Source organism: Sphingorhabdus sp., assembly GCF_044338195.1.
Lineage (GTDB): Bacteria > Pseudomonadota > Alphaproteobacteria > Sphingomonadales > Sphingomonadaceae > Sphingorhabdus_B.
Genome location: NZ_JBIIMC010000026.1, coordinates 1 through 26,356 on the forward strand (window position 1 = coordinate 1; position 26,356 = coordinate 26,356).

Annotated in this window: 28 protein-coding genes and 1 pseudogene; 19 read left to right on the forward strand and 10 right to left on the reverse strand. The window is 57.8% G+C overall.

The features are described 5' to 3' along the window. The 6 genes from ACIQZK_RS08060 to ACIQZK_RS08085 form a co-directional block, all read right to left on the reverse strand. A partial coding sequence (locus tag ACIQZK_RS08060) for a type II secretion system F family protein (protein ID WP_397575677.1) occupies positions 1 to 460 on the reverse strand: 460 nt, incomplete at its 3' end. 211 nt (positions 461 to 671) lie between these two features. Beyond that, positions 672 to 1,934: a CpaE family protein gene (locus ACIQZK_RS08065; RefSeq protein WP_397575700.1), complete on the reverse strand. Its 1,263-nt coding sequence runs from the start codon at positions 1,932 to 1,934 to the stop codon at positions 672 to 674. After that, on the reverse strand, positions 1,934 to 2,524 hold the full coding sequence (locus tag ACIQZK_RS08070) for a CpaD family pilus assembly protein (RefSeq protein ID WP_397575678.1): 591 nt from the start codon (positions 2,522 to 2,524) through the stop codon (positions 1,934 to 1,936). Before ACIQZK_RS08070 ends, ACIQZK_RS08065 begins: the two co-directional genes overlap by 1 nt. A gap of 23 nt (positions 2,525 to 2,547) precedes the next feature. Then, a complete protein-coding gene (locus ACIQZK_RS08075; protein WP_397575679.1) occupies positions 2,548 to 4,179 on the reverse strand; it encodes a type II and III secretion system protein family protein in 1,632 nt (543 codons plus the stop codon). 7 nt (positions 4,180 to 4,186) lie between these two features. Then, the gene (gene cpaB / locus ACIQZK_RS08080) at positions 4,187 to 5,206 is read right to left on the reverse strand and encodes a Flp pilus assembly protein CpaB (RefSeq protein ID WP_397575680.1); all 1,020 of its coding nucleotides are present in this window, start codon (positions 5,204 to 5,206) and stop codon (positions 4,187 to 4,189) included. Positions 5,207 to 5,250: 44 nt separating this feature from the next. Then, positions 5,251 to 5,724: a prepilin peptidase gene (locus ACIQZK_RS08085; RefSeq protein ID WP_395635348.1), complete on the reverse strand. Its 474-nt coding sequence runs from the start codon at positions 5,722 to 5,724 to the stop codon at positions 5,251 to 5,253. Between the two features lie 16 nt (positions 5,725 to 5,740). On the opposite strand from ACIQZK_RS08085, the gene ACIQZK_RS08090 reads away from it, so the two are divergent. Beyond that, complete coding sequence (locus tag ACIQZK_RS08090; protein WP_397575681.1) at positions 5,741 to 6,721, forward strand: alpha/beta fold hydrolase; 981 nt, start codon at positions 5,741 to 5,743, stop codon at positions 6,719 to 6,721. Beyond that, positions 6,718 to 7,827 carry an NAD(P)/FAD-dependent oxidoreductase gene (locus ACIQZK_RS08095; RefSeq protein ID WP_397575682.1) on the forward strand — a complete coding sequence of 370 codons (1,110 nt, stop codon included), beginning with the start codon at positions 6,718 to 6,720 and terminating at the stop codon, positions 7,825 to 7,827. Before ACIQZK_RS08090 ends, ACIQZK_RS08095 begins: the two co-directional genes overlap by 4 nt. On the opposite strand, the gene rnhA is transcribed toward ACIQZK_RS08095, so the two are convergent. The 3 genes from rnhA to ispH are packed head-to-tail and all read right to left on the reverse strand — an operon-like array spanning position 7,824 to position 10,214. Beyond that, complete coding sequence (gene rnhA, locus ACIQZK_RS08100; RefSeq protein ID WP_397575683.1) at positions 7,824 to 8,276, reverse strand: ribonuclease HI; 453 nt, start codon at positions 8,274 to 8,276, stop codon at positions 7,824 to 7,826. The genes ACIQZK_RS08095 and rnhA overlap by 4 nt on opposite strands. Beyond that, positions 8,273 to 9,247 carry a homoserine kinase gene (gene thrB / locus ACIQZK_RS08105; RefSeq protein WP_397575684.1) on the reverse strand — a complete coding sequence of 325 codons (975 nt, stop codon included), beginning with the start codon at positions 9,245 to 9,247 and terminating at the stop codon, positions 8,273 to 8,275. The genes rnhA and thrB overlap by 4 nt, the downstream gene beginning before the upstream one ends. A 1-nt stretch (position 9,248) precedes the next feature. After that, the gene (ispH, locus tag ACIQZK_RS08110) at positions 9,249 to 10,214 is read right to left on the reverse strand and encodes a 4-hydroxy-3-methylbut-2-enyl diphosphate reductase (RefSeq protein ID WP_397575685.1); all 966 of its coding nucleotides are present in this window, start codon (positions 10,212 to 10,214) and stop codon (positions 9,249 to 9,251) included. A 135-nt stretch (positions 10,215 to 10,349) separates the two neighbouring features. On the opposite strand from ispH, the gene ACIQZK_RS08115 reads away from it, so the two are divergent. From ACIQZK_RS08115 to tatC, 10 genes are all read left to right on the forward strand, one after another. Next, the gene (locus ACIQZK_RS08115) at positions 10,350 to 11,000 is read left to right on the forward strand and encodes a hypothetical protein (RefSeq protein ID WP_397575686.1); all 651 of its coding nucleotides are present in this window, start codon (positions 10,350 to 10,352) and stop codon (positions 10,998 to 11,000) included. Positions 11,001 to 11,025: 25 nt separating this feature from the next. After that, positions 11,026 to 12,747: an arginine--tRNA ligase gene (argS, locus tag ACIQZK_RS08120; RefSeq protein WP_397575687.1), complete on the forward strand. Its 1,722-nt coding sequence runs from the start codon at positions 11,026 to 11,028 to the stop codon at positions 12,745 to 12,747. Positions 12,748 to 12,763: 16 nt separating this feature from the next. Continuing rightward, positions 12,764 to 13,432, forward strand: coding sequence for an SPOR domain-containing protein (locus ACIQZK_RS08125; RefSeq protein WP_397575688.1), 669 nt, complete (start codon positions 12,764 to 12,766; stop codon positions 13,430 to 13,432). Positions 13,433 to 13,497: 65 nt separating this feature from the next. Beyond that, a complete protein-coding gene (locus ACIQZK_RS08130; protein WP_397575689.1) occupies positions 13,498 to 14,004 on the forward strand; it encodes a DUF1993 domain-containing protein in 507 nt (168 codons plus the stop codon). Between the two features lie 75 nt (positions 14,005 to 14,079). Next, the gene (nagZ, locus tag ACIQZK_RS08135; RefSeq protein WP_397575690.1) at positions 14,080 to 15,129 is read left to right on the forward strand and encodes a beta-N-acetylhexosaminidase; all 1,050 of its coding nucleotides are present in this window, start codon (positions 14,080 to 14,082) and stop codon (positions 15,127 to 15,129) included. Then, positions 15,126 to 15,908 carry a ScpA family protein gene (locus ACIQZK_RS08140; protein WP_324477686.1) on the forward strand — a complete coding sequence of 261 codons (783 nt, stop codon included), beginning with the start codon at positions 15,126 to 15,128 and terminating at the stop codon, positions 15,906 to 15,908. Before nagZ ends, ACIQZK_RS08140 begins: the two co-directional genes overlap by 4 nt. Then, positions 15,905 to 16,513, forward strand: coding sequence for an SMC-Scp complex subunit ScpB (gene scpB / locus ACIQZK_RS08145; RefSeq protein WP_397575691.1), 609 nt, complete (start codon positions 15,905 to 15,907; stop codon positions 16,511 to 16,513). Before ACIQZK_RS08140 ends, scpB begins: the two co-directional genes overlap by 4 nt. 65 nt (positions 16,514 to 16,578) lie before the next feature. Then, entirely contained in the window at positions 16,579 to 16,797 is a 219-nt protein-coding gene (locus ACIQZK_RS08150) for a twin-arginine translocase TatA/TatE family subunit (protein WP_183941305.1), read from the forward strand. Positions 16,798 to 16,879: 82 nt separating this feature from the next. Further along, positions 16,880 to 17,242, forward strand: a complete 363-nt coding sequence (gene tatB, locus ACIQZK_RS08155) for a Sec-independent protein translocase protein TatB (RefSeq protein ID WP_397575692.1) — start codon at positions 16,880 to 16,882, stop codon at positions 17,240 to 17,242. After that, positions 17,239 to 18,006: a twin-arginine translocase subunit TatC gene (gene tatC / locus ACIQZK_RS08160; RefSeq protein ID WP_397575693.1), complete on the forward strand. Its 768-nt coding sequence runs from the start codon at positions 17,239 to 17,241 to the stop codon at positions 18,004 to 18,006. Before tatB ends, tatC begins: the two co-directional genes overlap by 4 nt. Before the next feature lie 678 nt (positions 18,007 to 18,684). Here tatC and ACIQZK_RS08165 read toward each other — a convergent pair. Then, the gene (locus tag ACIQZK_RS08165; protein ID WP_397575694.1) at positions 18,685 to 20,787 is read right to left on the reverse strand and encodes a TonB-dependent receptor; all 2,103 of its coding nucleotides are present in this window, start codon (positions 20,785 to 20,787) and stop codon (positions 18,685 to 18,687) included. Between the two features lie 200 nt (positions 20,788 to 20,987). On the opposite strand from ACIQZK_RS08165, the gene ACIQZK_RS08170 reads away from it, so the two are divergent. The 7 genes and pseudogenes from ACIQZK_RS08170 to ACIQZK_RS08200 form a co-directional block, all read left to right on the forward strand. Next, complete coding sequence (locus ACIQZK_RS08170) at positions 20,988 to 21,989, forward strand: cysteine synthase A (RefSeq protein WP_397575695.1); 1,002 nt, start codon at positions 20,988 to 20,990, stop codon at positions 21,987 to 21,989. A gap of 29 nt (positions 21,990 to 22,018) precedes the next feature. After that, positions 22,019 to 22,294 (forward strand): hypothetical protein, encoded by a 276-nt coding sequence (locus tag ACIQZK_RS08175; protein WP_395628491.1) that lies wholly within the window; start codon positions 22,019 to 22,021, stop codon positions 22,292 to 22,294. Between the two features lie 5 nt (positions 22,295 to 22,299). After that, positions 22,300 to 23,133 (forward strand): Gldg family protein, encoded by an 834-nt coding sequence (locus tag ACIQZK_RS08180; protein WP_397575696.1) that lies wholly within the window; start codon positions 22,300 to 22,302, stop codon positions 23,131 to 23,133. A gap of 288 nt (positions 23,134 to 23,421) precedes the next feature. After that, on the forward strand, positions 23,422 to 23,928 hold the full coding sequence (locus ACIQZK_RS08185; RefSeq protein ID WP_397575697.1) for a division/cell wall cluster transcriptional repressor MraZ: 507 nt from the start codon (positions 23,422 to 23,424) through the stop codon (positions 23,926 to 23,928). Further along, positions 23,925 to 24,881 (forward strand): 16S rRNA (cytosine(1402)-N(4))-methyltransferase RsmH, encoded by a 957-nt coding sequence (gene rsmH, locus ACIQZK_RS08190; protein WP_397575698.1) that lies wholly within the window; start codon positions 23,925 to 23,927, stop codon positions 24,879 to 24,881. The genes ACIQZK_RS08185 and rsmH overlap by 4 nt, the downstream gene beginning before the upstream one ends. Before the next feature lie 8 nt (positions 24,882 to 24,889). Next, on the forward strand, positions 24,890 to 25,519 hold the full coding sequence (locus ACIQZK_RS08195; RefSeq protein ID WP_397575699.1) for a hypothetical protein: 630 nt from the start codon (positions 24,890 to 24,892) through the stop codon (positions 25,517 to 25,519). After that, a pseudogene (locus tag ACIQZK_RS08200) lies at positions 25,519 to 26,356 on the forward strand (hypothetical protein); the annotation flags it as partial. The gene ACIQZK_RS08195 and the pseudogene ACIQZK_RS08200, both read left to right, overlap by 1 nt.

Sequence of the window (26,356 nt, forward strand, 5' to 3'; positions counted from 1 at the left end):
GCCGATCGGCCGTTTCCTGCAGCGCGTCTTCCATGCTTTTGCCGATTTTGATTTTCTCGACGACCAGCTTGAACTCTTCGCCAACAGCGCCGGCAATTTCCTTTGCGATCACACTCAGCGTTTCGCTCACCGGCATGCCTGATTTCAAACCACGCACCAAAAGTTCGATGGCGTCAGGAAAGTTCATGGTGAAATTTTTGATACGACGCCCAACAAGGAAGTTGACGACCATGTGCGGCAAACCAGCCCCGATCAGCAGACCGATCAAAAGCCCGATCAAAAAAGATACGCCATTGAGTAAGAGAATGGCCATGATGACAAAAGCAAGTCCGCCCGATGCGTACATATATTGCTGTAATGTCCATTTCTTACCGGTTTGCGCCAGGCGCAAGCGCAGCTTATCGACGTAGTTGATCTGCTGGCCGTCGGCGAAAATGAGCGGGCGGCGGGCGGCAACCACTTTGCGCATTTGCTGTTCCACGCGCGCGTCGGCACTGTCCGAATGACGCATTTTGATAGCGCCAAGACGGCGTGTCGTCGCTTTGCCGCTATTGGGCCCTGCAAAGGCGAGTGCCACCAGAACAAAGAACAAGAGTGTTCCAGCCGCGACCATAAATGTCTGCATTGTCATCCGCTCTGCTACCTATGTCCGGTGTGGCCCCATGCCATTTTCACTTCGTTTTCAACATCGATTTGAAACTGGCAAAAACATTCTTTTTCGATGGGCTCTTGGCATCCGCAGCGGCCGCGTCAGCCATGTCTGCAAAGCTGCCAGCAATGATTTCGGCCAAAGTTATGATGCCCGTGGAAAGCTTGCTTCCACGAATGGCTTCAACAACTGGCTGGCCCAGTTTCGCCGCTTGCGCCGCCGACTTGGGGTCCGCTGGCAGAAGCAGGTCGATCTTGCGTTCGATCGTGCTTTCAAAATCCTTGCGGCTGATTTCGAGGACCGCTGGTTGAACATTGTTGGCGACGACCAGCACTTTGCATTGCGGCGCATTTTGTTTCAGCCATGCCAAAACCCGAATGCTGTCGCGCGCTGAAGCCAGCGTCAGTTCGGTTGTGACAACCGCAATATTCACGTCGTTCATAAGATGTGGATACGCAATCAGCATGCTGCGTGGCATATCGATGACGGTGTTTTCGAACGCTGCACGGAATTCTTCCTGCAGCTGGAAAAAGGCCGATCCATCGGTCAATACCGGGCTGTTCATCGGCGCTTCTGCGGACAAGATCGACAGACGTTCATTGGCTTTGATCATGGCGCGTTCGATAAACAATCCGTCGATGCGGCTTGGGTTATCAATGGCGTCGGTCAAACCGCGGCCGGGTTCCAAATCCATCGCAAGCGCGGCTGTACCAAAGTGCACATCAAGGTCGAGCAAGCCTGTCTGATGGCCATGTACTTGCGAGAATGTCCATGCCAGTGATGCAGCGATCGTGGACGCGCCTGCGCCGCCGCGGGTTCCGATGACCGCGGTCGACACATGTGGCCGGTCCGCATGGCCATCATCGGCTTTCGGTGCGGTCAACGCGGCTTGTGCATTGGCGAATGAATCGCGCAGCGCGTCAGGGCTCAGTGGCTTCAAAAGATAATCCTGCAGACCGGACATCAACAAATCGCGGTAGAGGCGAACGTCATTCACCTGACCAACCGCAATGACGATTGTTCCGGGCTCGCACACTTCGGCCAGGCTGTTGATGTCGCTGATCGGATCACCCGATTCCGACAAATCGACCAGCAATATTTGTGGGCTTGCCGAAACAGATAGTGATTGAATGGCGTTACGCAGACCGCCTTTATAGACTTTGTCCTGGTTCCAGCCCATTTCCTCACACACAGCGCGAATGACATCCAGCGTGAGGTCGTCGCAGACATAAGCGTTAATCGGGTCGCGCGATCCGGAGTTACCGGATTTCCATGGTGCGTTCATCATTTGTCTCCGGCCTTTGTCTTGTAAGCGTTTACCGCTGCGTTGCCGCTGTTGCTGTCGATCCGCTTGTTATCGCGTCCACGCACCAGATCTTCGGGGTCTGCCACCATGGCAGCAAGGTTGGAATTTATGGCGCAGCCATAATTGCTGTTGTTACCTGCCGTGAAGTTTTGGCCGTGCGTCGTGCGATTATTGGGGCAGGATGGCACCGATGCTTGGGACCGGGTGACAACAACGCGAATGTTGCCGGGTGCGATTATGCCGGGCGTTGCCGGTGCGCCCTCAGTGACCATGATACCGCGTTCTGCCGCGGCTGCGCGCACGTCGCGGGCGGCATCTTCATTGCCAAAGCCATCGCCGCTATCGATTGCAATGCGGTCACCATAACGAAGATCCAGCACGTCAAACCATTCGTTCAATCGCTTCTGGTCGGCCACGGCTATTCCATCGCCGTCGGAGGCAAGGTCGATGGCATAATTGGTGCGCTCGACAACGGGCTGGTGCACCGAATACATCGATGTGTTGGCTGGCAATGTGCCGCAACCGGCCAAGCCAAGGCTTGCAGCGATCAGGAATGTTACCTTTTGCATATCTTGTCTCCTTGAACGGACGGTCAATTGTCGAAGCTGAAGCCGGGGCCGCTTGGGACGGTCGCGGAGGTTTGCGATTTGACTTTCTTGGCCAACGGCGCGGGTGCATCGGTCACGGATCCCAGTGCGGGCCCATTGGACACGGTTGGCGCAATCGTTGGCATGGGGCGGGTTTTTTCGCCCTTGTCGCTTGTCACCTTGCCCAGCAATACACGTTCAAGGTCATTTGGCGAATGCAATCCGTCGGTCGGCAAAACAATCTCGCTGTCGGATACGGGTTTCACCAAATAGGGCGTTATGACGATCATCAGTTCGCTTTCGTTGCGCCGCCATCCGTTGGATTTGAAAGCCGCGCCAAATACGGGAATGTCGCCCGCTCCAGGCATCTTGTCGACCGAGCTGCCCATGGTGTTGCTTAACAGTCCAGCGATCATCATGCTTTGCCCCGAACCAAGCTCCACCGTCGTTTCGGCCATGCGTGTCGTCGTCGCCGGCACTTCAAAGCCGCCGAGGCGCACGGCACCCGTCGATGAAATGTCCGACACTTCCGAACGCACCCGCAGCGAAATGCGACCGTCCGACAATACCGTTGGCGTGTAGGTTAGGCTAACGCCGTATTTCTTATATTCGACGTTGGTGCCAATGTTTGATGATGTCACCACCGGGAACGCGCCCCCCGAATGAAACTCGGCCGTTTCGCCGGATACCGCTGTTAGATTGGGGTTGGCCAAGGTTGAACTTAGGCCCGCCTTTTCCGATAGATCGAAGGCCGCGGCCACATCCAGGCCAAACAAGCGACCCGCCGCCGTCAGCACATTTGTGCCCGAAGGAACTTTAAATTGATACTGCGTATATGGGCTTGTTATAAATTGTCCGGTCGCCGGGTTGAACGGAAGCGATATCGATTTTGCGGGCAGACCAAATAGCGCCGATGCATCTACAAGCGGGAGGTCATCGGGGTTTTTGACCGAGCTGATGTCCGCGATGTCACGTCCTTGATACGCGCCGCCAAGAATGCCGGTCCCGCCATGATCGCGGGTTTTAAGATTGCCCGTAATTTCCTTCATCAGCGATCGGCTGACTTCAGCAATGCGGACCTGCAAAGTGATCTGCAGCGGCGTCGCATTTTTCAGCCGGGTTAAAACTTGCGTATTCCCGCCCGTGAAGGCCTTTACCAAAGCTTCGGCTTCGGCCGCTTCTTCGGGTTGGTTAACGGTGCCAGTCAGCAGGATGGTGCCGTTCATCGTGGTCACAATGATCTTTGAATCGGGCATCGCCAGCGCCAGCATGTGCGAGATCGAGTCCATATTGCTGCCGACGCGGACCGTTGCCTGATACACCGTGCGGCCAGCGGCATCGGTTGCGTAAACCGTGGTTTCGCCGGGGCCCTTGCCCAGAATGTAGATCTGGCGTCCGGTCTTTACCTCGACATCGGCGATAGTGGGGTCCGCGACCACCACATCGGTGATGTTTGAACCCAGGTTGACCTGTTGTCCACGCCCGACGGACAAGACAAGCACCTTGCCATCTTTTGCGGATTGCGCCGACGCTGCCGTTGGCATCCCGACCAACGTGCCGACCAAGGCGGTGGTGCCGATGGCTGCGGTCATAGCCGCGGCGGCAAGGCCCGATTTGAATGTGGTGAAACGTGCCATGTTGTTGTTATCTCCGGCTAATATCGACTTCGGTCACATTGCCGCCACGCGACACACGGACCACTGGACCCTTCATAATTTTCTCGACGTGCTTTTGCGTGCGGGCCTGTTCGGCGGCGACCGCCAATGGCATTTGTTCGGGCATAGTGCTGCGTTGGAAGCGCGAGACGTCGCCGCCAGTTGCATAGCTGCTTTTGGTGGCGGATGGCCGCTGTGCGAGCTGGCGCATGATCGCCCGTTCCTGATCCGCGGTTGCGCCTTCGGGGATGTTGATATCGCCAGACGCCAGCGCTTGTTCCAGTTCGGCGGCATTGTCGGCCAGCGAACGCAGGGAAAGGCTGATCGTGCCAATCGATTGCGCAACGGTAATCTTCTCCGCGATGCGCGGGGTCGCTTCGATCGTCACCAATTTATATTCAGAGACGACCGTATTGCCCTTGTCATCGACAGACGGGGTTGCGCGTTGGTCGGTCGCCAACACACGCAGGTTGCGGACGATGGTTTCGGACACCTTCAATGGCGGGCCAGGGCTTGCTTCGACATTTTGCGTGAGCACCAGGTCAACACGGTCGCCGGGGAAGACAAAGCCTGCAACACCGGTCAATGCCGACACCGGCACCGTCACGGCGCGCATGCCAGGCCCAAGCGCAGCGGCGAGGAAACCGCGGTCACCCGGCTTAACGATGGAACCTTGGGTCAGTGGCTGGCCAGCGGTCACGGCATTGCGAACCACCGTGCCCACAAGGCTCTCAATCGATGCTCCACCGTCCCCTTCTTTGAAATAGGCGGCTTCGATCAATTCCTTCGGCCATGGTTGATAGCGCACGCTGTCGGCGGTGATGATCGTGCCAACGGGCAACGCCTTGGTCGCGACGAGGACTTTGGGTCCGGCTGGCACGGGGGCCGGCGCGGCGGCCGCTGTAGATTCGGGAGCAGATGCACCGTTGAACATGCTGCGTGCCATAAGGGCGGTCACTGCCGCGATTAAAAGCGCAGCCACCAGCAATATGACTTTTTTCCTATCCATTACCTATTGTCCCCTGAAAGGTCCCCTGATCGAACCATGCTATTTCATGTAAAATGGTTAAAAATCCGTTCACCGATGATCCAAAGCCCGGACAGCGCTATCGCCACACCATAGGGAATCCGCGCGCGGCCCTCGCGGCGTTTCCATGTGTGGATCGCAAGAAAGATGAGGGTGACCGCCGCGCCGATGATCGATGCGAATAAGATGAGGCGGATGACCTCGACCCAGTGGAACCACAATGCCAATGCCGCAAAAAGCTTCACATCGCCGCCACCCATGGCGCCGAAATGGAACGCGACCGCAAAGACAAAGAACGTAATCGCTGCGGTCAAAAGGTGCAGACCGATATCGGTGAGATTAAACCCGCCGCTGGCCAGCCAAAATAATGGTGCGCCAATCGCGATCGCGATGTTTACCTTATTAAAAATAAGGCGATATCTGATGTCGGTGTAGATGGATATCAATAGCGCAATTGCCAAGCCGCCAAGGGTTGCGTAAGCGAGAGTTTCACTGGTCATCTGCACAGCATTAACTATGAAAGATTACCAAAAAGTAACCATGCACACAGCAACAACACCGATGAACCGCCGCGCAATTCCGGCTGATGCCACAGAGACGATGTGGCACGCCGCCGATGGTTGGCCGATCCGGCGTATCGATTGGCAGGCGTCGACCCCGCCGCGTGGATCCTTGTTATTTTTGCCCGGTCGCGGCGATCATTACGAAAAATATCTCGAAACCTTGGCATATTATGCCGATGCAGGATGGCATGTGACCGCCATTGACTGGCGCGGGCAGGGTGCTTCGGGCCGGTTGCTGGATGATCCCCAAGTCGGCCATATCGACGATTTCGCAACGTGGATTGCCGATTTGCGCACCTTCTGGGACGCATGGAAACGCAAAACGCCAGCGCCGCATGTTGTCATCGCGCACAGCATGGGCGGGCAACTGGCGATGCGCGCCTTGGTGGAAAAGGCGATGGATCCCGACGCCGTGGCGCTGAGCGCGCCGATGCTGGGCATTCAAACCGGCGGCCTGCCGCTTGCGCTCAACCACGCCGTTGCCAAATTGATTGTGGCATTGGGCAAGGGCAAACAAGCCGCATGGAAAGTCAGTGAAAAGCCACTATCGCCGATGAGCATGCGCGGCAAAATGCTCACGCATGACGACGACCGCTATGAAGACGAGATTGCGTGGTGGGCGCTGCGTCCAGAGGTGAAGCTTGGGCCGCCAAGCTGGCATTGGGTGGAACGCGCGATGGCGTCCATCCGCTTGCTGGAACGCCCCGGCGCGCTGGAGGCGGTGCAAACGCCCATCTTGTTGCTCGCGACCACGGCGGATCAATTGGTCAGCACAAAGCGGGTGATCGCAGACAGCAAACGCCTGCCACATGCCGAAACGCTGATTTTCGGCAAAGAGGCCGCACATGAGCTGCTGCGCGAAGCAGATGGCGTGCGCGACCAGTGCCTGAAACGCATCGATGCCTTTCTGGACCAGCACGCACCCCGGCCATGAGCGATTTTAGCATTGCCATAATCGGTGCTGGAATCGCCGGGGCAAGTCTTGCCGCGCAGCTGTCTGCATATCAGTCGGTTGTCCTGATCGAGGCGGAGTCGCATCCGGGATATCATTCCACGGGCCGGTCCGCCGCGTTCTGGGTGGAATGCTATGGTGGTCCGGATGTTCAACCGCTGACAACGGCGTCGGGCCCATTTCTGGCGAACCCACCCAAGGATTTCCACGAAGGCCCGTTAATGCACCCGCGCGGCGGGCTGTACATTGGCACGGCAGAGCAGCAACCTTTGGCGGACGATATGCTGGCGGAGTTCGCCTCCAGCGGTGTGCATATTGAACGCAGCGACCGCACGGATTTGGAACGACATGTACCCGGCCTGCGCAGCGGATGGACGACGGGGCTATGGGAGGCGGCCTGTGCCGACATTGATGTCGCCGCGCTCCATGCGGCCTATCTGCGCCAAGCGCGCAAGCAGGGCGTTCAACCGCATTGCAACAGCCGGCTGGAACGTGCCGTGTGGCGCGACGGTGCGTGGCATATTCAAGCGGGCGGCCTGAACTGCACCGCCGATATCATCGTCAACGCCGCAGGGGCATGGGCGGATCATGTGGCGCAGATGGCGGGCGTGCGTCCCTTGGGCATTCAACCCTATCGGCGCACCATTGCACAATTGGCGGTCGCACCCGATGTGCCTGCGGCCCTGCCACTTGTTATTGGTCTTGATGGCAGTTTCTATTTCAAGCCCGATGCGGGCGGACGTTTGTGGCTGAGCCCGCATGACGAGACCGCAACACCGGCATGCGATGCCGCACCCGAAGAATATGATATCGCGCTGGCCATTGATCGGCTGCAGCAGGTTGTCGATTGGGACATCCGCCGGGTTGAACGCAAATGGGCCGGCTTGCGCAGCTTTGCGCCCGATCGTCTGCCGGTCATTGGGCGCGATGGGGCGCATGATGCGTTCTTTTGGTTTGCAGGGCAGGGCGGCTTTGGCATTCAGACGGCGCCTGCCGCAGCGCAGCTGGCGGCATCGTTGCTGAACGATGCCATAATAGCGCCCGACCGCGTCCATGCGGCGTTATATGCGCCAGGGCGTTTTAACTAGCCTATCGCAACCTTGTTACTGGCCGCGTCGGCCGCATCGCTGGCCAGCCGGTCTGCGCGTTCGTTTTCGGGGTGGCCATTATGCCCTTTGACCCAAATCCATTCCACCTGATGCCGCGCCATCGCTTCGACCATCTCACGCCATAGGTCGGCATTGCGCACCGGCTGTTTCGACGCGTTTTTCCAGCCATTGCGTTGCCAGCCAAAGATCCATTTGGTGATGCCGTCGATGACATATTTGCTGTCGGTGTGCAGTTTGACGCTGCACGGTTCGACAAGGGCGTTCAGCGCCTGAATGACCGCGCTCATTTCCATGCGGTTGTTGGTGGTGTCCGGATCGCCACCCGCAATTTCTTTTTCATGCTTGCCATAACGGATGATCGCGCCCCAGCCGCCGGGCCCGGGATTGCCCTTGCACGCGCCGTCGGTGAAGATTTCAATCTGTTTCATGGCAATTGGGCCAATAGGGCTTCAACCTGATTTGGGTCGCTGTAAAAATCCAACCGCCGCAGAAACGCCAAAGGATCTTTGCGCGTAACCAGCGCATCGGCGGGCGTGTTAATCCAGTCATAACAACGCGTTAATGTAAACCGCAAACACGCACCGCGCAGCAATATCGGTAAAGCGGCGCGCGTTGCGGCATTCATCGGCACCGCGTCGGTATAACCCGACAACATGGCCGCGCTCACATCCGCGTCAAATACCCTGCCGTCGCCCGAAAAGCACCATGCGCTATGCGTGACCGCAAGGTCATAAGCGCGGATTTCGGAGCAGGCGAAATAGAAATCGATCAGACCCGTGACATTGTCGCCCAGCATCAGAACATTGTCCGGAAACAGGTCCGCATGGATCGCCGCCACTGGAAGGTCGGTCGGCCAATGCGCCTCAAGATAATCGCATTCGGCAAATATCCGTGCAGCCAAGCCTTCGGAAATGGCGTCCAGACCTTGCGCGGTGCAGCGCATGGCAAGCGGCCGGAATGCGGAAATGCCAAGGCTGTTGGGCCGCGATAGCGTGAAGTCCGCCAGCGCCTTGTGCATTTGCCCAAGCGCCGCACCAGTGGAGTGTGCCTGTGACGCCGACGGTTCGGTCACCGATACGCCATTGAGAAATTCGATCAGGCAGGCTGGCTTTCCGGCTATGGTCTGCAGCCAATTGCCATTTCGGTCGGACATAAACCGCGGAACCTTGCAGCCGGCTTCATGTAAATGTTTCAGCAGCGCATAGAAAAACGGCAGATCCTTGGGATCCACGCGGTTTTCGTAAATGGTCAGGATAAACCTGCTTTGTGTTGTTTCGACAAAGAAATTGCTGTTCTCAACGCCCTCGGCAATGCCCTTGAGCGAAACCAGTTCACCGACATCATAAAGCGCCAAAAAGGCACCGACCTGTTCAGGCCCTAATTGCGTATAAACGGCCAAATCAAGCCGCCGCGCCGGCCAGTTCGCGTGGCAATTTGAAGGTGATGCTCTCTTCGGCGGTTGTGACCTGCTGTTCATCGATGTCAAAATGCGCGGCAAGCGCATCGATGATTTCGCGGACCAATATTTCAGGGGCTGATGCCCCTGCCGTCAGGCCAAGCGTGTTCACGCCATCAAACCAATTCATGCTGATATCGTCAGCGCGCTGCACAAGATGCGCTTTCGCACCCGAACGCGCGGCCACTTCGACCAAGCGTAGCGAATTTGAGCTGTTGGGCGCGCCAATGACGAGGACGAGGTCACATTTATCGGCAATCGCCTTTACCGCCTCTTGCCGGTTCGATGTTGCGTAACAAATATCCTCACCCTTCGGCCCGACAATTTTCGGGAAGCGTGCTTCAAGAATGGATGTGATTTCAAAGGTATCGTCGACCGACAAAGTTGTCTGCGTCAGGAAAGCGAGATTGTCGGGATCCGCTGGCTGAATATTCCGCGCGTCCTCATCGGTTTCCACCAATGTCATCGCGCCTGCGGGGACTTGGCCGAATGTGCCAATGACTTCGGGATGGCCTGCATGGCCAACGAAAATGATGTGACGGCCGGCTTCCACCTGTCGTTCGGCCTGCTTATGCACTTTGGATACCAACGGGCAGGTGGCATCAAAATAGGCAAGGCCGCGTTGCTGCGCATTGGCGGGTACCGATTTGGGGACGCCATGCGCCGAAAATACGACATGCCCGCCATCGGGCACCTCATCCAGTTCCTCGACAAATATCGCGCCCTTGGCCTTCAAACTGTCGACAACGAAGCGGTTGTGCACAATTTCATGGCGCACATATACCGGTGCGCCATGTTGTTCGAGCGCGAGCTCCACAATCTTAATGGCGCGATCCACGCCAGCGCAAAAACCGCGTGGTGCCGCCAGAAGCAGCGTGAGGGGTTTCTTGGAGATCGTTTGTTCAGTCATCGGCAATGTCCTTTAGTTAAACAGGCCGCATCCGCCAAGACCTTTCCCCTGTTGCACGTCAGGCGATGGGCGGATAAGGACCAATGCCAGCGACGTACCCGCAACCCATGCACTGTTATGCCAAGGATAGCCTATATGAAATTTGCCGCCAAAGTCCTGACCTTCGGCATTGTCGCAGCAACCTTGGCCGGTTGTTCGCGCGAGGGCGACCTTGATATCGGTGCCGGTGTAGGTGTGAACGTCACGCGGTCGGGTTGCCCTGCGGTGGCTGTTCCGGATGGCACGGGCGACATAACTTTGTTCAATCCGGCCGACAGCCAGGACGCGAGCGCAATTGACGTTGTCGCGTCGATCACCAATATCCGCCCGACGTGCAGCGAAAGCGGCGAGAAGATTTTTTCACAAGCCAGTTTTGATGTTCAGGCGCGGCGCAGCGATACGCAAGGCAGCCGGACAGTGACTTTGCCTTATTTCACCACCGTGGTGCAGGGCGGCAGCGCCGTTGTTGCAAAGCGCGTCGGTCAAGTGACTTTGCAATTTGCCGATGGCCAGCAACGGGCATCCGCCAGCGCGCAAGCCGGAAGCTATATCGACAAGGCATCGGCCAGCCTGCCGGCCGAAATCGTTCAAAAAATTACCAAGAAGCGCAAGCCGGGCGATCCCGACGCCGCGCTCGACCCCATGGCGGCCCCTGAAGTGCGCGCGGCGGTCGTCCGATCAAGCTTTGAAATGCTTATCGGTTTCCAGCTGACCGAAGATCAGCTGCGGTATAATGTAACGCGTTGATACGCGCTTTTTTCAAGGCACGAAGATGACCCTTTTTGAACAATATGCAGCGCATGTCGATCATGCGCTGGACGCACTTGTTGCCAGCAAGACCCTGCCATCGGGCATTGATCGTGGCAATGTGACGGTCGAACCGCCACGCGATCCATCGCATGGCGACATATCGACCAACGCCGCGATGGTGCTCGCCAAACCCGCTGGCCTTAATCCGCGGCAATTGGCGGAAGCCTTGTCGGCGGAGCTGGCGAAGGTTTCGGGCGTCACGGCTGTCGAAATCGCCGGGCCGGGCTTTCTCAACCTGCGGCTCGACGCATCGGCGTGGATCGATGAACTGCGCGCGATTGCGCAGGCTGGCGATGATTATGGGCGGTCGCACCGTGGTGATGGCAAATCGGTGAATATCGAATATGTCTCCGCCAACCCGACTGGGCCCATGCATATGGGGCATTGCCGCGGCGCTGTAGTGGGCGACGCGCTTGCCGCGCTCATGGAGTTCGCCGGCTACCGTGTCGTGCGCGAATATTATATCAACGACGCCGGTGGGCAGGTCGATGTTTTGGCACGGTCCGCGCATTTGCGCTATCGCGAGGCATTGGGCGAGACCATTGAGATTGCCGAAGGGCTTTACCCCGGCGATTATCTGATCCCGGTTGGCCAGCGGCTGGCCGAGCGTTTTGGCGACCAATATGTCGCCCAGCCAGAGGCAGAATGGCTCGCCCTGTTCCGCAAAGCTGCGGTTGCCGAGATGATGGACATGATCAAGGCTGACCTTGCCTTGCTGGGCATCCATCACGACCTGTTTTCATCCGAAGCCGAGCTGCATGAAGCGGGCAAGGCGGACATTGCCGAGCGCGAATTGCGCGCGCGTGGTCTTGTCTATGACGGCGAATTGGAAAAGCCAAAGGGCAAGGAAATCGAAGATTGGGAACCCGTTACGCTCCCATTGTTCCGGTCGACGCAATTTGGTGATGACCAAGACCGGCCAATCAAGAAATCCAACGGCAGCTGGACTTATTTCGGCGCTGACCTTGCCTATCATTTCCAGAAAAGTAAGGGCGTTGACGCCATGATCGACATTTGGGGCGCGGATCATGCGGGTACCGTCAAGCGCATCAAGGCGGCGGTCAACGCGTTGACCGACGGCAAAGTCGATTTCGATATTAAGCTTGTACAAATGGTGCGCCTGCTGCGCGGCGGAGAGCCTGTGAAAATGTCCAAACGGTCGGGCAGCTTTGTCACGCTCGCCGATGTGATTGAAGAAGTCGGCAAGGATGTCGTCCGCTTCACAATGCTGACGCGCAAATCCGATGCGCAGATGGACTTTGACTTTGCCAAGGTCGTCGAAGCGTCGAAGGACAATCCGGTATTCTATGTGCAATATGCCCATGCGCGTATCGCCTCGACATTGCGCAAGGCAGAGGGCGAGGGCTTGGGCGTCGACGGGTCGGAACTGGCCTTGTTGGGTGATGCCGAAATCGGCCTTATTCGCGAAGCGGCAAACTTCCCGCGCATTGTCGAAGCGTCCGCCAAATCGGGTGAGCCGCACCGTATTGCCTTTTACCTCAATGACTTGGCGGCGGCGTTCCATGCCTATTGGAACCTTGGCAATGACCAACCGGACAAGCGCTTCATATTGGCGCAGGACCCGGCGTTGACGGGCGCAAGGCTTTTCATGGCGACCAATATCGGGCAAGTTCTGCGCAATGGTTTGCGCCTGATGGGCGTCGAGGCCGCTTACAATATGTAGCAATTGGGGGACCGGCATGAACAACACCAACAAATATGGACTGAATTTGGACGATCCTGATCGTCTGCCTTGGTTGGAAACCGCTGACGGTTCCGCATATGATGATAGTGCATCCCCGCTGAGGATCGCAGTGATGTTGCTTGCCGGGCTTGTCTTGCTCGCAGCGATTATTGGCGCGGTCTATTGGCTGCAGCGTAACCAGATCGGCGGCGCAAATGGCAACGGCCAACTGATTGCCGCACCCGCAGGCGCCTATAAGGTCAAGCCTCAGGATGCCGGTGGCAAAAGGTTTGAAGGTGAGGGCGATTCTGCCTTTGCCGCGAGCGAAGGCACCAAAACCGGCGCGACATTGGTTCCCGCTGCGAAAACCGCCGCCATCGCACCACCTGCCGCCATGGCATCTGCTCCAGTGGCGGCGCCAGCACCGTCTGCGGCAGCACCGGCCAGCACAGTCATGGTGCAATTGGGGGCGTTCGGCGATTCTGCCAAGGCCGACGCGGCTTGGGCTGCTTTGAACAAGCGCTTTGGCTTTTTGGCCGGAATGAACCGCAAAATCGCGGAAACCAATGTCGAAGGCGGGCGCAAGGTTTTCCGGCTTCAGGCCGTGACCGCAAATTCATCCGAAGCGCAGCAATTATGCGCAAAGCTGAAGGTAGCCGGCGAAAACTGCCTGATCGTTCGGTAGCGGCGTTGCGGTTGTAAAGTTTCCATTTGCAACTTATGCCGCCCGCACGCTTCAAGGAGAAGAACATGCCTGCATTATATGACGTCGCCATTCCCGCTTTCATCCGCGGCCTGAAAAACCTGTCGAACATGCTCGAAAAGGGCAGCGCGTTTGCGGCGGAGCAAGGCATGCCCCTGTCCGACTTGCTCGATGCGCGCTTGATCGACGACATGGCACCGCTCACGCGGCAGGTGCAGATGGTGACCGATACGGCAAAGTTCGTCGCTGTCCGTGTCGGCCAAGTCGAAAATGCGCCATGGGCTGATGATGAAGCCAGCTACGCCGACGTTCAGGGCCGCGTTGCCAAGGCGATTGCGTTTTTGGAAGCCGCATCGCCCGACGGTTTTGAAGGCCGCGAAGACGCGAAAGTCGTGCTCACCACGCCAAGTGGTGACATACCCTTCACGGGCAACACTTACGTCCACGGCTTTGCCATTCCCAATTTCTTCTTCCACCTCAGCATGGCCTATGCGCTGCTGCGGATGAAGGGCGTGCCCGTGGGCAAGCTCGATTTCCTTGGGGCAATTCGTTAATTATACACAGCTTTGGGCCAAAGCGCCGCTGCTCCATGCTTGCCTTGGGGCGGCGGCGGCCCTAGCTTGCGCGCCATGAAGCCCGTGATATTTGGCCTTTCGGGCCTGACCCTGACTGATGATGAAAAACGCCTGTTTCGCGATGTCGAACCGGCTGGCTACATCCTGTTCAAACGCAATATACAGGATCGCGCACAGGTGCGCGCGCTGACCGACAGCCTGCGCAGCTTGCATGGCCGCGATGATGTGCCCGTCCTGATTGATCAGGAAGGCGGCCGCGTTGCGCGTATGCGTCCGCCCGTCTGGCCCGACTTTCCCGCTGGCGGGGCGTTTGATGCGCTGTACGATTTGGCACCGATGACCGCGATTGAAGCCGCGCGCTGCAACGCCGAAGCCATTGCGCTGTCGCTCAACGAAGTGGGCATCAACGTCGATTGCTTGCCCGTGCTAGATGTCCGCGTGCCCGAAACGCATTCGGCCATCGGCGACCGCGCGCTGGGTAGTGACCCGATGCGCGTTGCCGCACTTGGCCGCGCGATATTGGACGGCCTTGCCAAAGGCGGCGTTATTGGCGTGGTCAAACATATGCCTGGGCAGGGCCGCGCCAGCGTCGATACCCATCACGACCTGCCGCATGTCACCGCCAGCGCGGCGGAGCTGGAACAAGACCTCGCGCCATTTCGCGCGCTCAAGCATGCCGCGATGGGCATGACTGGGCATGTGGTCTATGATGTGTGGGACGATCAGCATACGGCAACCATGTCGCCTTATGTGCTGAATAATATCATCCGTGCAAATATCGGCTTTGACGGCTTGTTGATGAGCGACGATCTCGATATGAACGCGCTTCAAGGCGACGTGGCGACACGCGCGCTGCGCTGTGTTGAGGCCGGATGCGACATCGCGCTCAACTGCTGGGGCCGGTTGGACGAAATGCGTGCGATTGCGGACATGCTGCCCGAAATCACGCAAGCGGCGCGAGCGCGGCTGGACCGCGCGATGGCCTTGCCTGTCCCCGCATTTGATGCCGACCGACTGGCCTATTTGCTCGATAAGCGGGATCAGCTGCTCGCGCTTGCGGACACAAGTGCCAAGCTGACCGGTGGAGCAACGGGCGCGGCATGACGGGGCAATTGCTCTTTGATGAAGAGCAAGATGCGCTCCGCACCGAGAGCGTTCCCGAACCCAATGTCCTGACCATCGACATTGACGGATGGGAAGGGCCGCTTGACCTGTTGCTCGCACTCGCGCGCAACCAAAAGGTCGATTTGCGGCAACTGTCGATCCTCGCTTTGGTCGAACAATATCTGGTGTTTATTGATGAGGCCCGCGCGCTAAAGCTTGAGCTTGCGGCGGATTATCTGGTGATGGCGGCGTGGCTCGCCTATCTCAAATCCGCACTGCTGCTGCCCAAGGACCCGACGATTGACCCATCGCCAGAGGAGCTTGCGCTGCGCCTGCAGCTGCGGCTGGAACGGTTGAACGCCATGCGCGAAAGCGGCGCGCGGTTGATGGCGCGGGACCGGGTGGGGCGCGATATCTTTCTGCGCGGCAATCCCGAAGGCTTGCGCGTGGTCAAGGCGCGGGCTTGGGAATGCGACTATTTCGAACTGATTACGGCATATGGCCAGGTAAAGGCGCGCACGCAGCCGGTGATGCATGTCGTGAAAAAACGGCAGGTGATGACATTGGAAGAAGCGCTGGAGCGCGTATCCGCAATGATTGGCCGCGCGGTCGATTGGACATCTATTGAGGCGTTTCTGCCCGTCCATGCCGAGCCTGCGCTGCGCAAATCCGCGCTGGCATCGAGTTTCGTGGCGGCGCTTGAGCTGGCGAAACGCGGCGCTGTTGATTTGCAGCAAGAGGCGACATTTGCGCCATTGTTGTTAAGGGTGAAGGCATGACGATAGAAAGCGATCCCCATGTTCGTGCGGTCGAGGCGACCTTGTTCGCCAGTGATCAGCCCATGACCATTGAACAGATTCGCGGATATGTCGGCGACGACGTCGATATCGCCGATGCGCTGGCGCAGCTTGAGGCGCATTATGCCGGGCGCGGGATCGAACTGGTCCGGCGTGGCAAATCGTGGCATTTCCAGACGGCAGCCGACCTTGCCTATGTTTTGCGCCGCGAACGCGAAGAAAGCCGCAAGCTCAGCCGTGCGGCGGTCGAAACATTGGCGATCATCGCCTATCATGAACCGGTCAGCCGCGCGGAGATTGAGGCCATTCGCGGCGTGCAGATTTCGAAGGGCACGCTGGATGTGTTGATGGAGGCGGGCTGGGTGCGGCCAGCGGGCCGGCGCGATGTGCCCGGCCGTCCATTGATTTACGCGACAACCGCCGGATTTCTGACGCATTTCGGCCTCATTAGTCGCAAGGATTTGCCGGGAATTGACGATTTGAAAGCCGCCGGACTGCTCGACCCGATCGACACCGCAATGGGCGATATGCATTTTGCGGGCGAAGAAAGTGACAGCGAACTGGAAATTGACGAAAACAACGCCTAGATAGGGTAGGATAGCTGCGCGACCACGGTCGCAATTTTCGGGGCGAACCCCGGTAGGAGTTTGAAATGGGCGGTTTTAGTATCTGGCATTGGCTGATTGTCGGCATTCTGGTTTTGCTCTTGTTCGGCAAGGGCCGTTTTTCGGACATGATGGGTGACGTTGCCAAGGGCATTAAGAGCTTCAAAAAAGGCATGAGCGAAGACGACGACGCGCCAAAGGCTCCGCCACAAATCGGCTCCACGACCGTTGTCGACGCCGAAAAGCAGACCGATAAAACCCAATAATCTTGGGGCAGTATCCACACTGACCATGACACGCCATCCGATAAGCTTGGCGTCGTTACGGCCCGCCGGATTGGCCAATTGAATGTTTGACATCGCGTCTTCCGAACTGTTGCTTGTCGTCCTTGTGGCGTTGCTGGTCATTGGCCCAAAGGATTTGCCAAAGGCGTTGCGCGTTGTTGGCAAATGGGTGGGCAAGGCACGCGGTGTCGCCGCGCATTTCCGTTCCGGCTTTGACGAAATGGTGCGTCAGTCAGAAATCGAAGAATTAGAGAAAAAGTGGAAAGCGGAAAACGAGCGCATCATGCGCGAACACCCCGCCGATCCGCGCGCGGACGTCCTTGGCGATGATGCCGCTGCCCCCGCCGATGCGCCTGCCGCCGCAACTGGCGGTCAGCCGGAATTGCCGATGGATCCGCCCTCTGCAGAAGCGGCACCCAAAGCATGAACGATATTGATGACAGCAAAATGCCGTTACTCGATCATTTGATTGAGCTGCGCAGCCGTCTGCTTTGGAGCTTTCTGGCGCTCGCCATCGCCTTTGGCATCAGCCTCTATTTTGCACGGCCGATATTCGGATTTCTGGTGCAGCCATTGCTCGAGTCCGGTCAAAAAACGCTGATTTACACCGCGATATTTGAGGCGTTTTTTGTCGAGATAAAGGTCGCGTTTTTCGCCGCGGGCTTCTTCTCTTTCCCCGTGTTTGCAACGCAGCTGTGGCGCTTTGTCGCGCCGGGATTGTATAACAAGGAAAAGCGCGCGTTTTTGCCGTTTTTGTTGGCAACGCCGGTGTTGTTCATGATTGGCGCATCGATGGCCTATTTCATGGCGATACCTGTCGCGCTCGAATATTTGTTGGGTTTCGGCGGAAATGTTGGCGGCGTTCAACAACAGGCGCTGCCGGGCGTCGACAATTATCTCAGCTTTGTGATGAAGTTCATTTTCGGCTTTGGCATTTCGTTTCTTTTGCCCGTGCTGCTGATGCTGTTGGAACGCGCAGGGATCGTCACGCTGGAACAGCTGCGCGGCGCGCGTCGCTATGCCATTGTCGGCGCATTTGCCATCGCTGCGGTCCTGACGCCGCCGGACGTTGTCTCGCAACTGCTGCTCGCCATTCCTTTATGCATATTGTTTGAAATGGCGCTCGTCGCCATCTGGTTCACCCGCCGCCGCCGCGCCAAGGCCGAAGCGGCTGAAGAGGCCGTGACGTAGGTTTTATTCGGGCGGTGCCGAATAACGTCCTCCTCCTTCCGAGCCGTCATCGCCCACACCCTTCGTCCCCATCCTCCCTCGTTATCGTCCACGCCCACCGTCACCCTGAACTTGTTTCAGGGTCTTAATTGTCGACGTTGAAAAAGTAAGATGCTGAAACAAGTTCAGCATGACGACAGGGGGTTGGGGGGTGTGCAAAAACCACTTTCCTACAAATAACCATATCGGTTATTCGAGTCGCGTCAGTCAGGCGGCGGTCTAGAACGCTGGTCGGGATGACGGGAACGCTGGCGGGGAAACCTGTTGGCACGGTCGGCGCGATAGGGTGCTTGCTTCAGCCTGAAAAAAGGGCCTGTTGCATCAAGCTCTGAACAGCGCAAACATGGTTGGATGTGGCGGGGAACCGTCCTGTCCGTGCGGACAGCCTTTGGGGTTTTACGAACCTTACCCCCGATGGACAGCATGCCAGCCAGCAAAGGCGGCCCGGGGGCAATAGCCTGATGGAACAAGCGGGCCTTAATCAACCAACACCATCAGCCGGAAGCACGCACCAGCGCTTCCGCGCCGGCCGTCCCCCTTTTGCACGCAGCAGGGCCGCGTTCACTTTTTGTAGGAAATAATCTTGCCGATGTTGGAAAGATTATCCCTTTATCAGGTAGCGCGGTCGCCGGCCCGGCGTTAAAAGCTGATGCGCGCCGACAAACGGAAATCGCGACCGGACAAAGGAACAAAATCTTTCGTGAAAGATGCCGACCGGCGGGCGACAACATCGAAAATATTGTTCGCAGATGCAATCAGCGCAATGTTGCGATCACTGCCAAACGGACGCCATGTCGCGGTCGCATTGACCAAAGTGAAGCCATCGGTCGCGGTTTCGAACGGCGCTGTTTTTGTCTGGGTATCGCTCCATTCAACTTCACCGCGCAGGTCCAGGCGGGTGCCGTTCAACTCCACGCCGCCCAACACACGCAAGGGCGGGATGCGCGGGATATTGCCTGCACCGCCCGAAATTTTGGCCCGCGTATAATCGGCCACGGCATCGACTTTCAGGTCAACATCGCCAAAGCGTGCGACGTTTTGAGAGCCCTGAAACTCGACGCCCCAAACCTTGGCATCATTCTGAAAATATTGGAACACGGGCAGGGCGTCTTCAACGGCGCCTGTTTCCGCTTCATAAATGAAATTGTCGAACCGGTTGGTGTAGAGCGTCAGGTTGAATGCGGTGTCCGCGGTATCATAACGCGCGTACAGCTCGCCATTCCACGCCCGCTCGCTCTTCAACAACGGGTCGCCGACTTCAAATGCCTGCGTCGCGATATGCGGACCGTTGGAGAACAACTCCTCGACCGCTGGCGCGCGGCCCGTGCGTGACAGGTTCGCGCCGATCTTCAAATCGCCGATATGGTAACCAACGCCAAATGCGCCGGAGACATTGTTGAACGAACGGCTGATACCCAAAATGTCCGCGCGCAGTTCGGCGGTGTCAAAACGCAGCGCGACTTCGGCGTCGAGATTGCCCGCCGTGAATTCCTGCAGCGTGAACAATCCAAATTGCTGGCTCTTGTTCGGCGGCACGAATGCTTCTGCACCAATCGCGTCCAGTTTGCGGGATTGATATTGCGCGCCGCTTGCGCCGCGCCAGCCACCACGGTCATTCTGGATAAATTCAACGCGGCCCTCAAACCCCTTGCTGTTGAAAATGGTGCCGATCTCGTCACCTTCAAATTCGGTGTGGCTGTAATTGGCATAGCCCGCCCGCAGGCGCAGCTTTTCAAACAGGCCATCGCCCAAATCCAATTCGCCGCGGAAATCGAAACGATATTGCCGCATACCAATGGTCACCGGCGCTTCTTCCGCGTCACCTTCATCATGTGCATGGGCATGTCCACTGCCGGGGCGGGCAGGGATGCCGTAATTGCTGTCATAAATGCTATAGGACAGGCCCATATTGCCGCCATCGTCGATGAAGGCGATGCCGCCCGCTGCGGTCCAGCTTTTCACCGCGCTGTTGGGAATGCGGCCGCTTTGGTCCGCCAGTTCGCGCGCTTCGGCGGCTTCGTCGAGATGGCCTTCACTGGCTTCTTCCGCCGCGAAATCCAGCACCTCGGCGCGCAAGCTAGGCGCAAGGATATAGCCACCGGTGCGCAGATCGTCGCTGTTGCGGTAGCTGCCATCAAGATGGACGACGACACGGTCCGTCAACGGCACGTCAACCGAAGCCCCGCCGGACCAATCGTGCGCCGCGCTGCCAAAGCCCGCAAGCGCATCAACATGCACGGCTTCATCAGGGATCGCACGCGGAATGCGCTTGTCGAGCGCGTTGACTGCGCCGCCAACGGCTTGGCCACCAAAGAGCAGGACCGCAGGACCCCGGAGCACTTCGATGCGTTCAACGGTCAGGGTATCGATGGTAACCGCATGGTCGGCGGAGGTGTTGGACGCGTCAATATTGCCAATGCCGTCGGTGAGCACGGCGACGCGGTTGCCCTGATATCCGCGCAGCACAGGCCGCGATGCACCGGGTGAAAAGCTGGTGGCCGATACGCCGGGCAGGCTGGAAAGAATGTCACCCAATTGCGCGCGGGTTTTCTCGGCCAAAACGTCCCCTGTCACCGCCGAGGTTCCGGACAGAATATCGAGCCGCTCGACATAAGGCGCGGTGACAACGATTTCTTCAGTGCCGTGAAAATCATCTGTCTGCGGCGCGGCTGTCGAAGCGCCGGTGCTGCCGGTCTGTTGCGCATAAGCGGGCACAGACAGCGCAACCGACAATGCAGTCATGCTGGCGGCGAAAACGTGAAAGCGGGCGATTTTCATGGGATTAGTTTCATCCTGCTGTGCATTTGGCGACTGTGCATGGATCCGTATAGAATATGATATAATATATCAACACCTAATTCTCATTCGGCGGCGCGCCGAAGACTGCCCATTACGCGACACCGGCTTGCGGACGGCCAACAACGCGACTAACTAACGCGGCTATGAATATGCTTACTTCGACATTGGATTTAATTGGCAACACACCGCTGGTCCGCTTGAAAGGCCCAAGCGAAGCGGCGGGTTGTGACATTTTTGGCAAGTGCGAATTTGCCAATCCCGGCGCGTCGGTAAAAGATCGCGCTGCATTATACATCGTGCGCGATGCCGAACGGCAGGGGCTGTTGCAGCCCGGCGGCACGATTGTGGAAGGGACGGCGGGTAATACCGGGATAGGGCTTGCGCTCGTGGCCAATGCGCTGGGGTATAAGACGATCATCGTCATGCCCGAAACGCAAAGCCAGGAGAAAAAAGACACGTTGCGCGCACTTGGTGCCGAGCTTGTCCTTGTTCCTGCTGCGCCTTATTCCAACCCCGGGCATTTCGTACACACATCGCGCCGCTTGGCCGAAGAAACCGAAAATGCGGTGTGGGCGAACCAGTTTGATAACATCGCCAACCGCCGCGCGCATATCGAAACCACGGCCGAAGAAATCTGGGCGCAAATGGAAGGCCGGGTCGATGGCTTTACCTGTGCCGCAGGGACCGGCGGAACCATCGCCGGGGTAGGACTTGGCCTGAAGGCGAAGGACGAAAATGTCACCATCGCGTTGACCGACCCCCATGGCGCATCGCTGTATAATTATTATGCCAATGGCGAGTTAAGCGCCGAAGGCACGTCGGTTGCCGAGGGCATTGGTCAGGGCCGCATTACCGCCAATTTGGACGGCGCGCCGATTGATACGCAGTTCCGGATATCGGACGAAGAGGGAATGATATGGGTCCGGCGCTTGTTGGCGGAGGAGGGGCTTTGCCTTGGACTGTCGTCAGGTATTAACGTTGCCGGTGCGGTCGCGTTGGGCAAACAGCTTGGACCAAAAGCGCGCATCGCGACGATCTTGTGCGACACGGGTTTCCGTTACCTGTCGACGATTTACAATCCGGAATGGATGCGCAGCAAAAATCTAGACCCCATGCCTTGGCAAATGGACAGCGCGGCGCAATAACGCGTTCGACGGTTTACAGGAGATCGCAGGTGATTGAGCAAAAGCAATCCGCAATTCAGCGTATTCAGGTCGGCGTGGTTGGCTTGGTCGTCGTGCTCCTGTTTGTAACCTTGGCGACGATGGTCTTGGATCGTGTTAGCGACAGCCCGCAGACGCCGGGAACAATGGATGCGACCCCAATAACCGAAATGAAGAAACAAACGCCGGATGAACCGCTGGCTGAACTGGGCGTGACCCCGGTGGCCAAGGATGAAAGCGCGACGAAGCCCATGAGCGCCACACCACCGCGCGGCCGACCGCAGTAACACACATGACGAACCTGCGTGCGCGTCTCGGCGGCAAAAGGCGCCCGCTTTTGCTGCTGCTCGCCGTTGCTTTGCTGTTCCTGTCGTCGTTGCTGGCTTATGCCTTTACCCGGCCTGCGCCGGATGGCCCGAAACCCATATTGGGATTGATGACCACGCTGCCGCTGCAATGGAGCGAGGGCGGCGTTGAAGCCGACCTTGCCGAAGATGCCCAGCCGCACCCTGCGTTCGCGCGGCTCAGCCAAAGCTATGATGTTCAGCCGCTCGATGATCTGCGCGACCTTGCAGGGCGGCGCATGCTATTGTTGGCGCAGCCGCGGGCATTTAGCCCGAAAGAGTTTGTCCAACTGGACGGCTGGGTGCGCAAGGGCGGGCGAATATTGATCCTCGCCGATCCTGCACTGCAATGGGGGAGCCTCTATCCATTGGGCGACAAGCGCAGGCCGTTGTTCACATCGATGCTATCGCCCTTATTTGCGCATTGGGGCCTTGAGCTTGTGTTGCCCATTGCCGATGCGGAACCGATGGCACTCCGCAAGATTGGCAAGCTGAGCATCCGCACGCAGACACCCGGCGAGTGGCTAAAGATCGGTCGCGGCGGCTCTGGGTTATGTGCGTTGGCGGAAGGCGGCCTTTTGGCGGATTGTAAGATTGGCAAAGGACGCGCTTTGCTCTTCGCCGACGCCGATTTGCTCGATACGGCCTATTGGGAAGGGCGGGGCATGCGCGTTCTGACCGGCGGCGATGAATTCGGCAATTTGGCGTGGGTGGAATCATTGCTTTCGCGCTTGCACGAAAGCGATTCCATATCCGGGGATTTTGTGGGACATTCGGGATAGACATGGGCTTGGCACCGGAAATCTGCAGAAAATCGATGCTTCACACCCATGTCTGCGCAAGGTTTCCTATTCATTTCGCACATTATTTTTATATGAGGAAAAAAATTATATAATAAATTCAGTATATTAATATTTATCACCCCAATTTTCCCATAAAATCCCTCTTTTCATCCATGAAATCCCTTGCTATGCACAGTCATCCAAGGGGTGGATAACTGATAATATCGGTCGTTACGGCGACCGCACGGCAAAGGGATTTGCCATGATTGTCGCTTTGCACCCTTGTTCATGGGGGTGTTTCGGACGGTGTCAGCGTTGGTGGTCTATGCAGGTTCGGGGGTGTCGGGTGTCGACGCCAAGGGCCGCACGACTATACCCGCCGAGATCCGCGACAGCGTATTGCAATCCAGCGGCAGCAACAGCGTGTGCATCTCGCGCCACAGCAGCCTTCCTTGCCTCATCGGTTTTGGCGGCTCTGAACGTCTCAAGCTACGCGCAGATATCGAAGCGCAATGGCAAAGCGCCGTTAATCGCGGCACAGACTTTGACCGCGAACTGGCTGGCGTTTCGGCATCTTCCATCTTTGAAACTGCTTTTGAAGCCAGCGGCCGTTTCGTGCTGTCGCCAATGCTCAAGCATTTTGGTCGCATTGACGACCGGGCATTTTTCTTCGGTGCGACCACGCACTTCATGCTTTGGAACCCTGACGTTTTCCTGAAGGAAGCGCCAGCGGCATTCAACCCCGTCAAGGACGAGCTCAATTATTGGCTGTCCCAAGGCAAGCGCGACAAATGAGCGCGCCGGCCCCCCATATTCCAGTCTTGCTGGATGAAGTGATTCACTCTCTTGCCATCACCCCTGGCGATGAGATCGTGGATGGTACCTTTGGTGCAGGCGGATACAGCCAAGCGATACTGGCTGGCGGCGCACGCGTTTACGCGTTTGACCGCGATCCTGATGCACTATCAGAAGGTGCGGACCTTGCAGGCCGCAGTGGGGGCGCTTTGCGTCTTTACCCGGCCTGCTTTTCTATCATGGACGACGTTTTGATGGCGGACGACATAAAGTCGGTCGATGGCGTTGTTCTCGACATCGGTGTGTCGTCGATGCAGCTCGATCGCGCAGAGCGTGGCTTTTCTTTCCAGAAAGATGGCCCGCTCGATATGCGCATGGCGCAGGACGGCATGTCCGCCGCCGACTTCCTTAATGAAGCCGACGAAGCCGATATTGCCGACATCATCTATCGTTATGGCGAAGAGCACCGTTCGCGGCGCATCGCCCGTTCGATCGTTGCGGCACGGCCCATCGAAACCACCGCGCAACTCGCGGCCATCGTTCGTAAAGCCGTCGGTCACAAACCCGGCGCGCCAAAAGACCCCGCTACCCGGGCTTTTCAGGCGATCCGCATTCATGTGAACCGCGAGCTGGATGAATTGACCGACGGATTGGAAGCTGCCGAGCGTATGCTCAAGCCCGGCGGTCGTCTTGCGGTTGTGACGTTCCACAGCCTTGAAGATCGCATCGTGAAGCAATTCCTGCGTCGCCGCAGTGGCGCGGAAAGCGCTGGCTCACGTCATGTCCCAATGGTGGGCAGTGCTGGACCGCAACCTACTTTCGAAAAGGCGGATAAAGCCATTCGCCCTTCAGAAGCCGAACTTACCCGCAATCCAAGGTCGCGTTCCGCCACCTTGCGATCCGCAACCCGCACACACGCACCCGCATGGGCAACAGGAGGATTGGCAGCATGAGTCTCGCCATGCAACGACTTAGAAACCTAGGCTGGCTTGCGCTGGTGTTCATGGTTGCGATCCTGCTCTACCCGCTGTCGCTGAACGTGGCTGCGACGCACAGCGACCTTGTTGCGGTTGACCGTGAAATCATGGACACGAAGCGTGAGATTAGCTTCCTTCAGGCGGAAATCCGCACGCGCGCCAGCCTGCAGCAATTGGAAGAGTGGAACGAACTTTTGTACGGTTATCAGCCTCCTGCGGCTGAACAATTTATCAATGGCGAAGCTGCGCTTGCTAGCCTGACTGGCGATCTTCCTGAAACCAAGCCCGTCATGATGGCTGCTGCCACTGTCCCGGCGCCCCAAGCTGTTGCAGAGCCTGCGGTAGTGAAGGAAGCTTTTGTTGAAACGCCAAAGCCAGCCGCTCCAAAGGCCGCTGCCGTTAAGGTTGCCGTCACTAAGCCTGCCGTCACTAAGGTTGCGGCCAACGACGTTAAAATCTTCGCCACCCCAGTAAAGCGTGCTGCGGCGAAAGTAGAGGCTCCGAAAGTAGAGCAGAGCCGCACCGAGCGTTTGGCGCGGATGGATGAAAAGCTTTTGTCGGACGACCTTTTGCGCGATATTTCGGCAAAAGCTGCTAACGAACGCCGCCGTTAATGACGCCGCAAACGGCCCGCACCACGACCCGGAAAAGCGGCGTCGGTACGCCTCCGTTTGCTGCGCACGGTTTTTGGCGACTGTTGGTTTTACTCGCCGCTTTTGGCATGTTCGTCGTCTTGCTCATCGGGCGCTTGGCGACGCTCGCTTTGTTTGAAAATTCGCGGGCGTATGGCGCAACCAGCACGGAATATGTGCCTGAGCGTGGCGATATCGTTGATCGCAACGGTGTTCCGTTGGCGCGCAGCATCTATGGCTACGCCATTTGGGTGAAGCCCGCTGACCTGTTGGGTGACCGCAAGCAATTGGCTAACCAGCTTGCCGCCATCTTCCCCGATACACCGGCTGCAGAATTTTATGCCAAGTTGACCGCTGACAAGCCCGGCTATCTGCGCAAGCGCGCGCTGCCCGAGCAAGTCAAGCAGGTGCACGACCTTGGCGAGATTGCCATTGAATTCCCGCGTGAGGCAACGCGTCTGTACCCGCAGCATGACATGGCGGCGCACGTTCTCGGTTTCGTAAACCGCGATGGCCGCGGTGCGATGGGGATGGAGCGGGTCATGAACGATTATCTGCGCGACCCTTCGAAGCGTTCGACTCCGCTGAATTTGGCTTTGGATGTCCGCGTACAGGCCGCGCTTGAAAGCGAGCTTGCTTCGGGCATGACCGCAACGAACGCCAAAGGTGGAGCTGGCGTCATATTGGATGTCACGACGGGTGAGGTAGTCGCCATGGCAACATTGCCGTCGTTCAACCCCAACCGGCCGTCGTTCGCAAATATTCCGGACCTTGGACAGCCGATTGTCGATGGCCGTTATCCCATTTCGCGGCAAACGA

Excerpts from the sequence above, each read along its gene's own strand:
- ACIQZK_RS08065 (WP_397575700.1), bottom strand. The coding sequence starts at position 1,934 with ATGAACGCACCATGGAAATCCGGTAACTCCGGATCGCGCGACCCGATT.
- ACIQZK_RS08070 (WP_397575678.1), bottom strand. The coding sequence starts at position 2,524 with ATGCAAAAGGTAACATTCCTGATCGCTGCAAGCCTTGGCTTGGCCGGT.
- ACIQZK_RS08075 (WP_397575679.1), bottom strand. The coding sequence starts at position 4,179 with ATGGCACGTTTCACCACATTCAAATCGGGCCTTGCCGCCGCGGCTATG.
- cpaB (WP_397575680.1), bottom strand. The coding sequence starts at position 5,206 with ATGGATAGGAAAAAAGTCATATTGCTGGTGGCTGCGCTTTTAATCGCG.
- ACIQZK_RS08085 (WP_395635348.1), bottom strand. The coding sequence starts at position 5,724 with ATGACCAGTGAAACTCTCGCTTACGCAACCCTTGGCGGCTTGGCAATT.
- ACIQZK_RS08090 (WP_397575681.1), top strand. The coding sequence starts at position 5,741 with ATGAAAGATTACCAAAAAGTAACCATGCACACAGCAACAACACCGATG.
- ACIQZK_RS08095 (WP_397575682.1), top strand. The coding sequence starts at position 6,718 with ATGAGCGATTTTAGCATTGCCATAATCGGTGCTGGAATCGCCGGGGCA.
- rnhA (WP_397575683.1), bottom strand. The coding sequence starts at position 8,276 with ATGAAACAGATTGAAATCTTCACCGACGGCGCGTGCAAGGGCAATCCC.
- ispH (WP_397575685.1), bottom strand. The coding sequence starts at position 10,214 with ATGACTGAACAAACGATCTCCAAGAAACCCCTCACGCTGCTTCTGGCG.
- ACIQZK_RS08115 (WP_397575686.1), top strand. The coding sequence starts at position 10,350 with ATGAAATTTGCCGCCAAAGTCCTGACCTTCGGCATTGTCGCAGCAACC.
- argS (WP_397575687.1), top strand. The coding sequence starts at position 11,026 with ATGACCCTTTTTGAACAATATGCAGCGCATGTCGATCATGCGCTGGAC.
- ACIQZK_RS08125 (WP_397575688.1), top strand. The coding sequence starts at position 12,764 with ATGAACAACACCAACAAATATGGACTGAATTTGGACGATCCTGATCGT.
- ACIQZK_RS08130 (WP_397575689.1), top strand. The coding sequence starts at position 13,498 with ATGCCTGCATTATATGACGTCGCCATTCCCGCTTTCATCCGCGGCCTG.
- nagZ (WP_397575690.1), top strand. The coding sequence starts at position 14,080 with ATGAAGCCCGTGATATTTGGCCTTTCGGGCCTGACCCTGACTGATGAT.
- ACIQZK_RS08140 (WP_324477686.1), top strand. The coding sequence starts at position 15,126 with ATGACGGGGCAATTGCTCTTTGATGAAGAGCAAGATGCGCTCCGCACC.
- scpB (WP_397575691.1), top strand. The coding sequence starts at position 15,905 with ATGACGATAGAAAGCGATCCCCATGTTCGTGCGGTCGAGGCGACCTTG.
- ACIQZK_RS08150 (WP_183941305.1), top strand. The coding sequence starts at position 16,579 with ATGGGCGGTTTTAGTATCTGGCATTGGCTGATTGTCGGCATTCTGGTT.
- tatB (WP_397575692.1), top strand. The coding sequence starts at position 16,880 with ATGTTTGACATCGCGTCTTCCGAACTGTTGCTTGTCGTCCTTGTGGCG.
- tatC (WP_397575693.1), top strand. The coding sequence starts at position 17,239 with ATGAACGATATTGATGACAGCAAAATGCCGTTACTCGATCATTTGATT.
- ACIQZK_RS08165 (WP_397575694.1), bottom strand. The coding sequence starts at position 20,787 with ATGACTGCATTGTCGGTTGCGCTGTCTGTGCCCGCTTATGCGCAACAG.
- ACIQZK_RS08170 (WP_397575695.1), top strand. The coding sequence starts at position 20,988 with ATGAATATGCTTACTTCGACATTGGATTTAATTGGCAACACACCGCTG.
- ACIQZK_RS08180 (WP_397575696.1), top strand. The coding sequence starts at position 22,300 with ATGACGAACCTGCGTGCGCGTCTCGGCGGCAAAAGGCGCCCGCTTTTG.
- ACIQZK_RS08185 (WP_397575697.1), top strand. The coding sequence starts at position 23,422 with ATGGGGGTGTTTCGGACGGTGTCAGCGTTGGTGGTCTATGCAGGTTCG.
- rsmH (WP_397575698.1), top strand. The coding sequence starts at position 23,925 with ATGAGCGCGCCGGCCCCCCATATTCCAGTCTTGCTGGATGAAGTGATT.
- ACIQZK_RS08195 (WP_397575699.1), top strand. The coding sequence starts at position 24,890 with ATGCAACGACTTAGAAACCTAGGCTGGCTTGCGCTGGTGTTCATGGTT.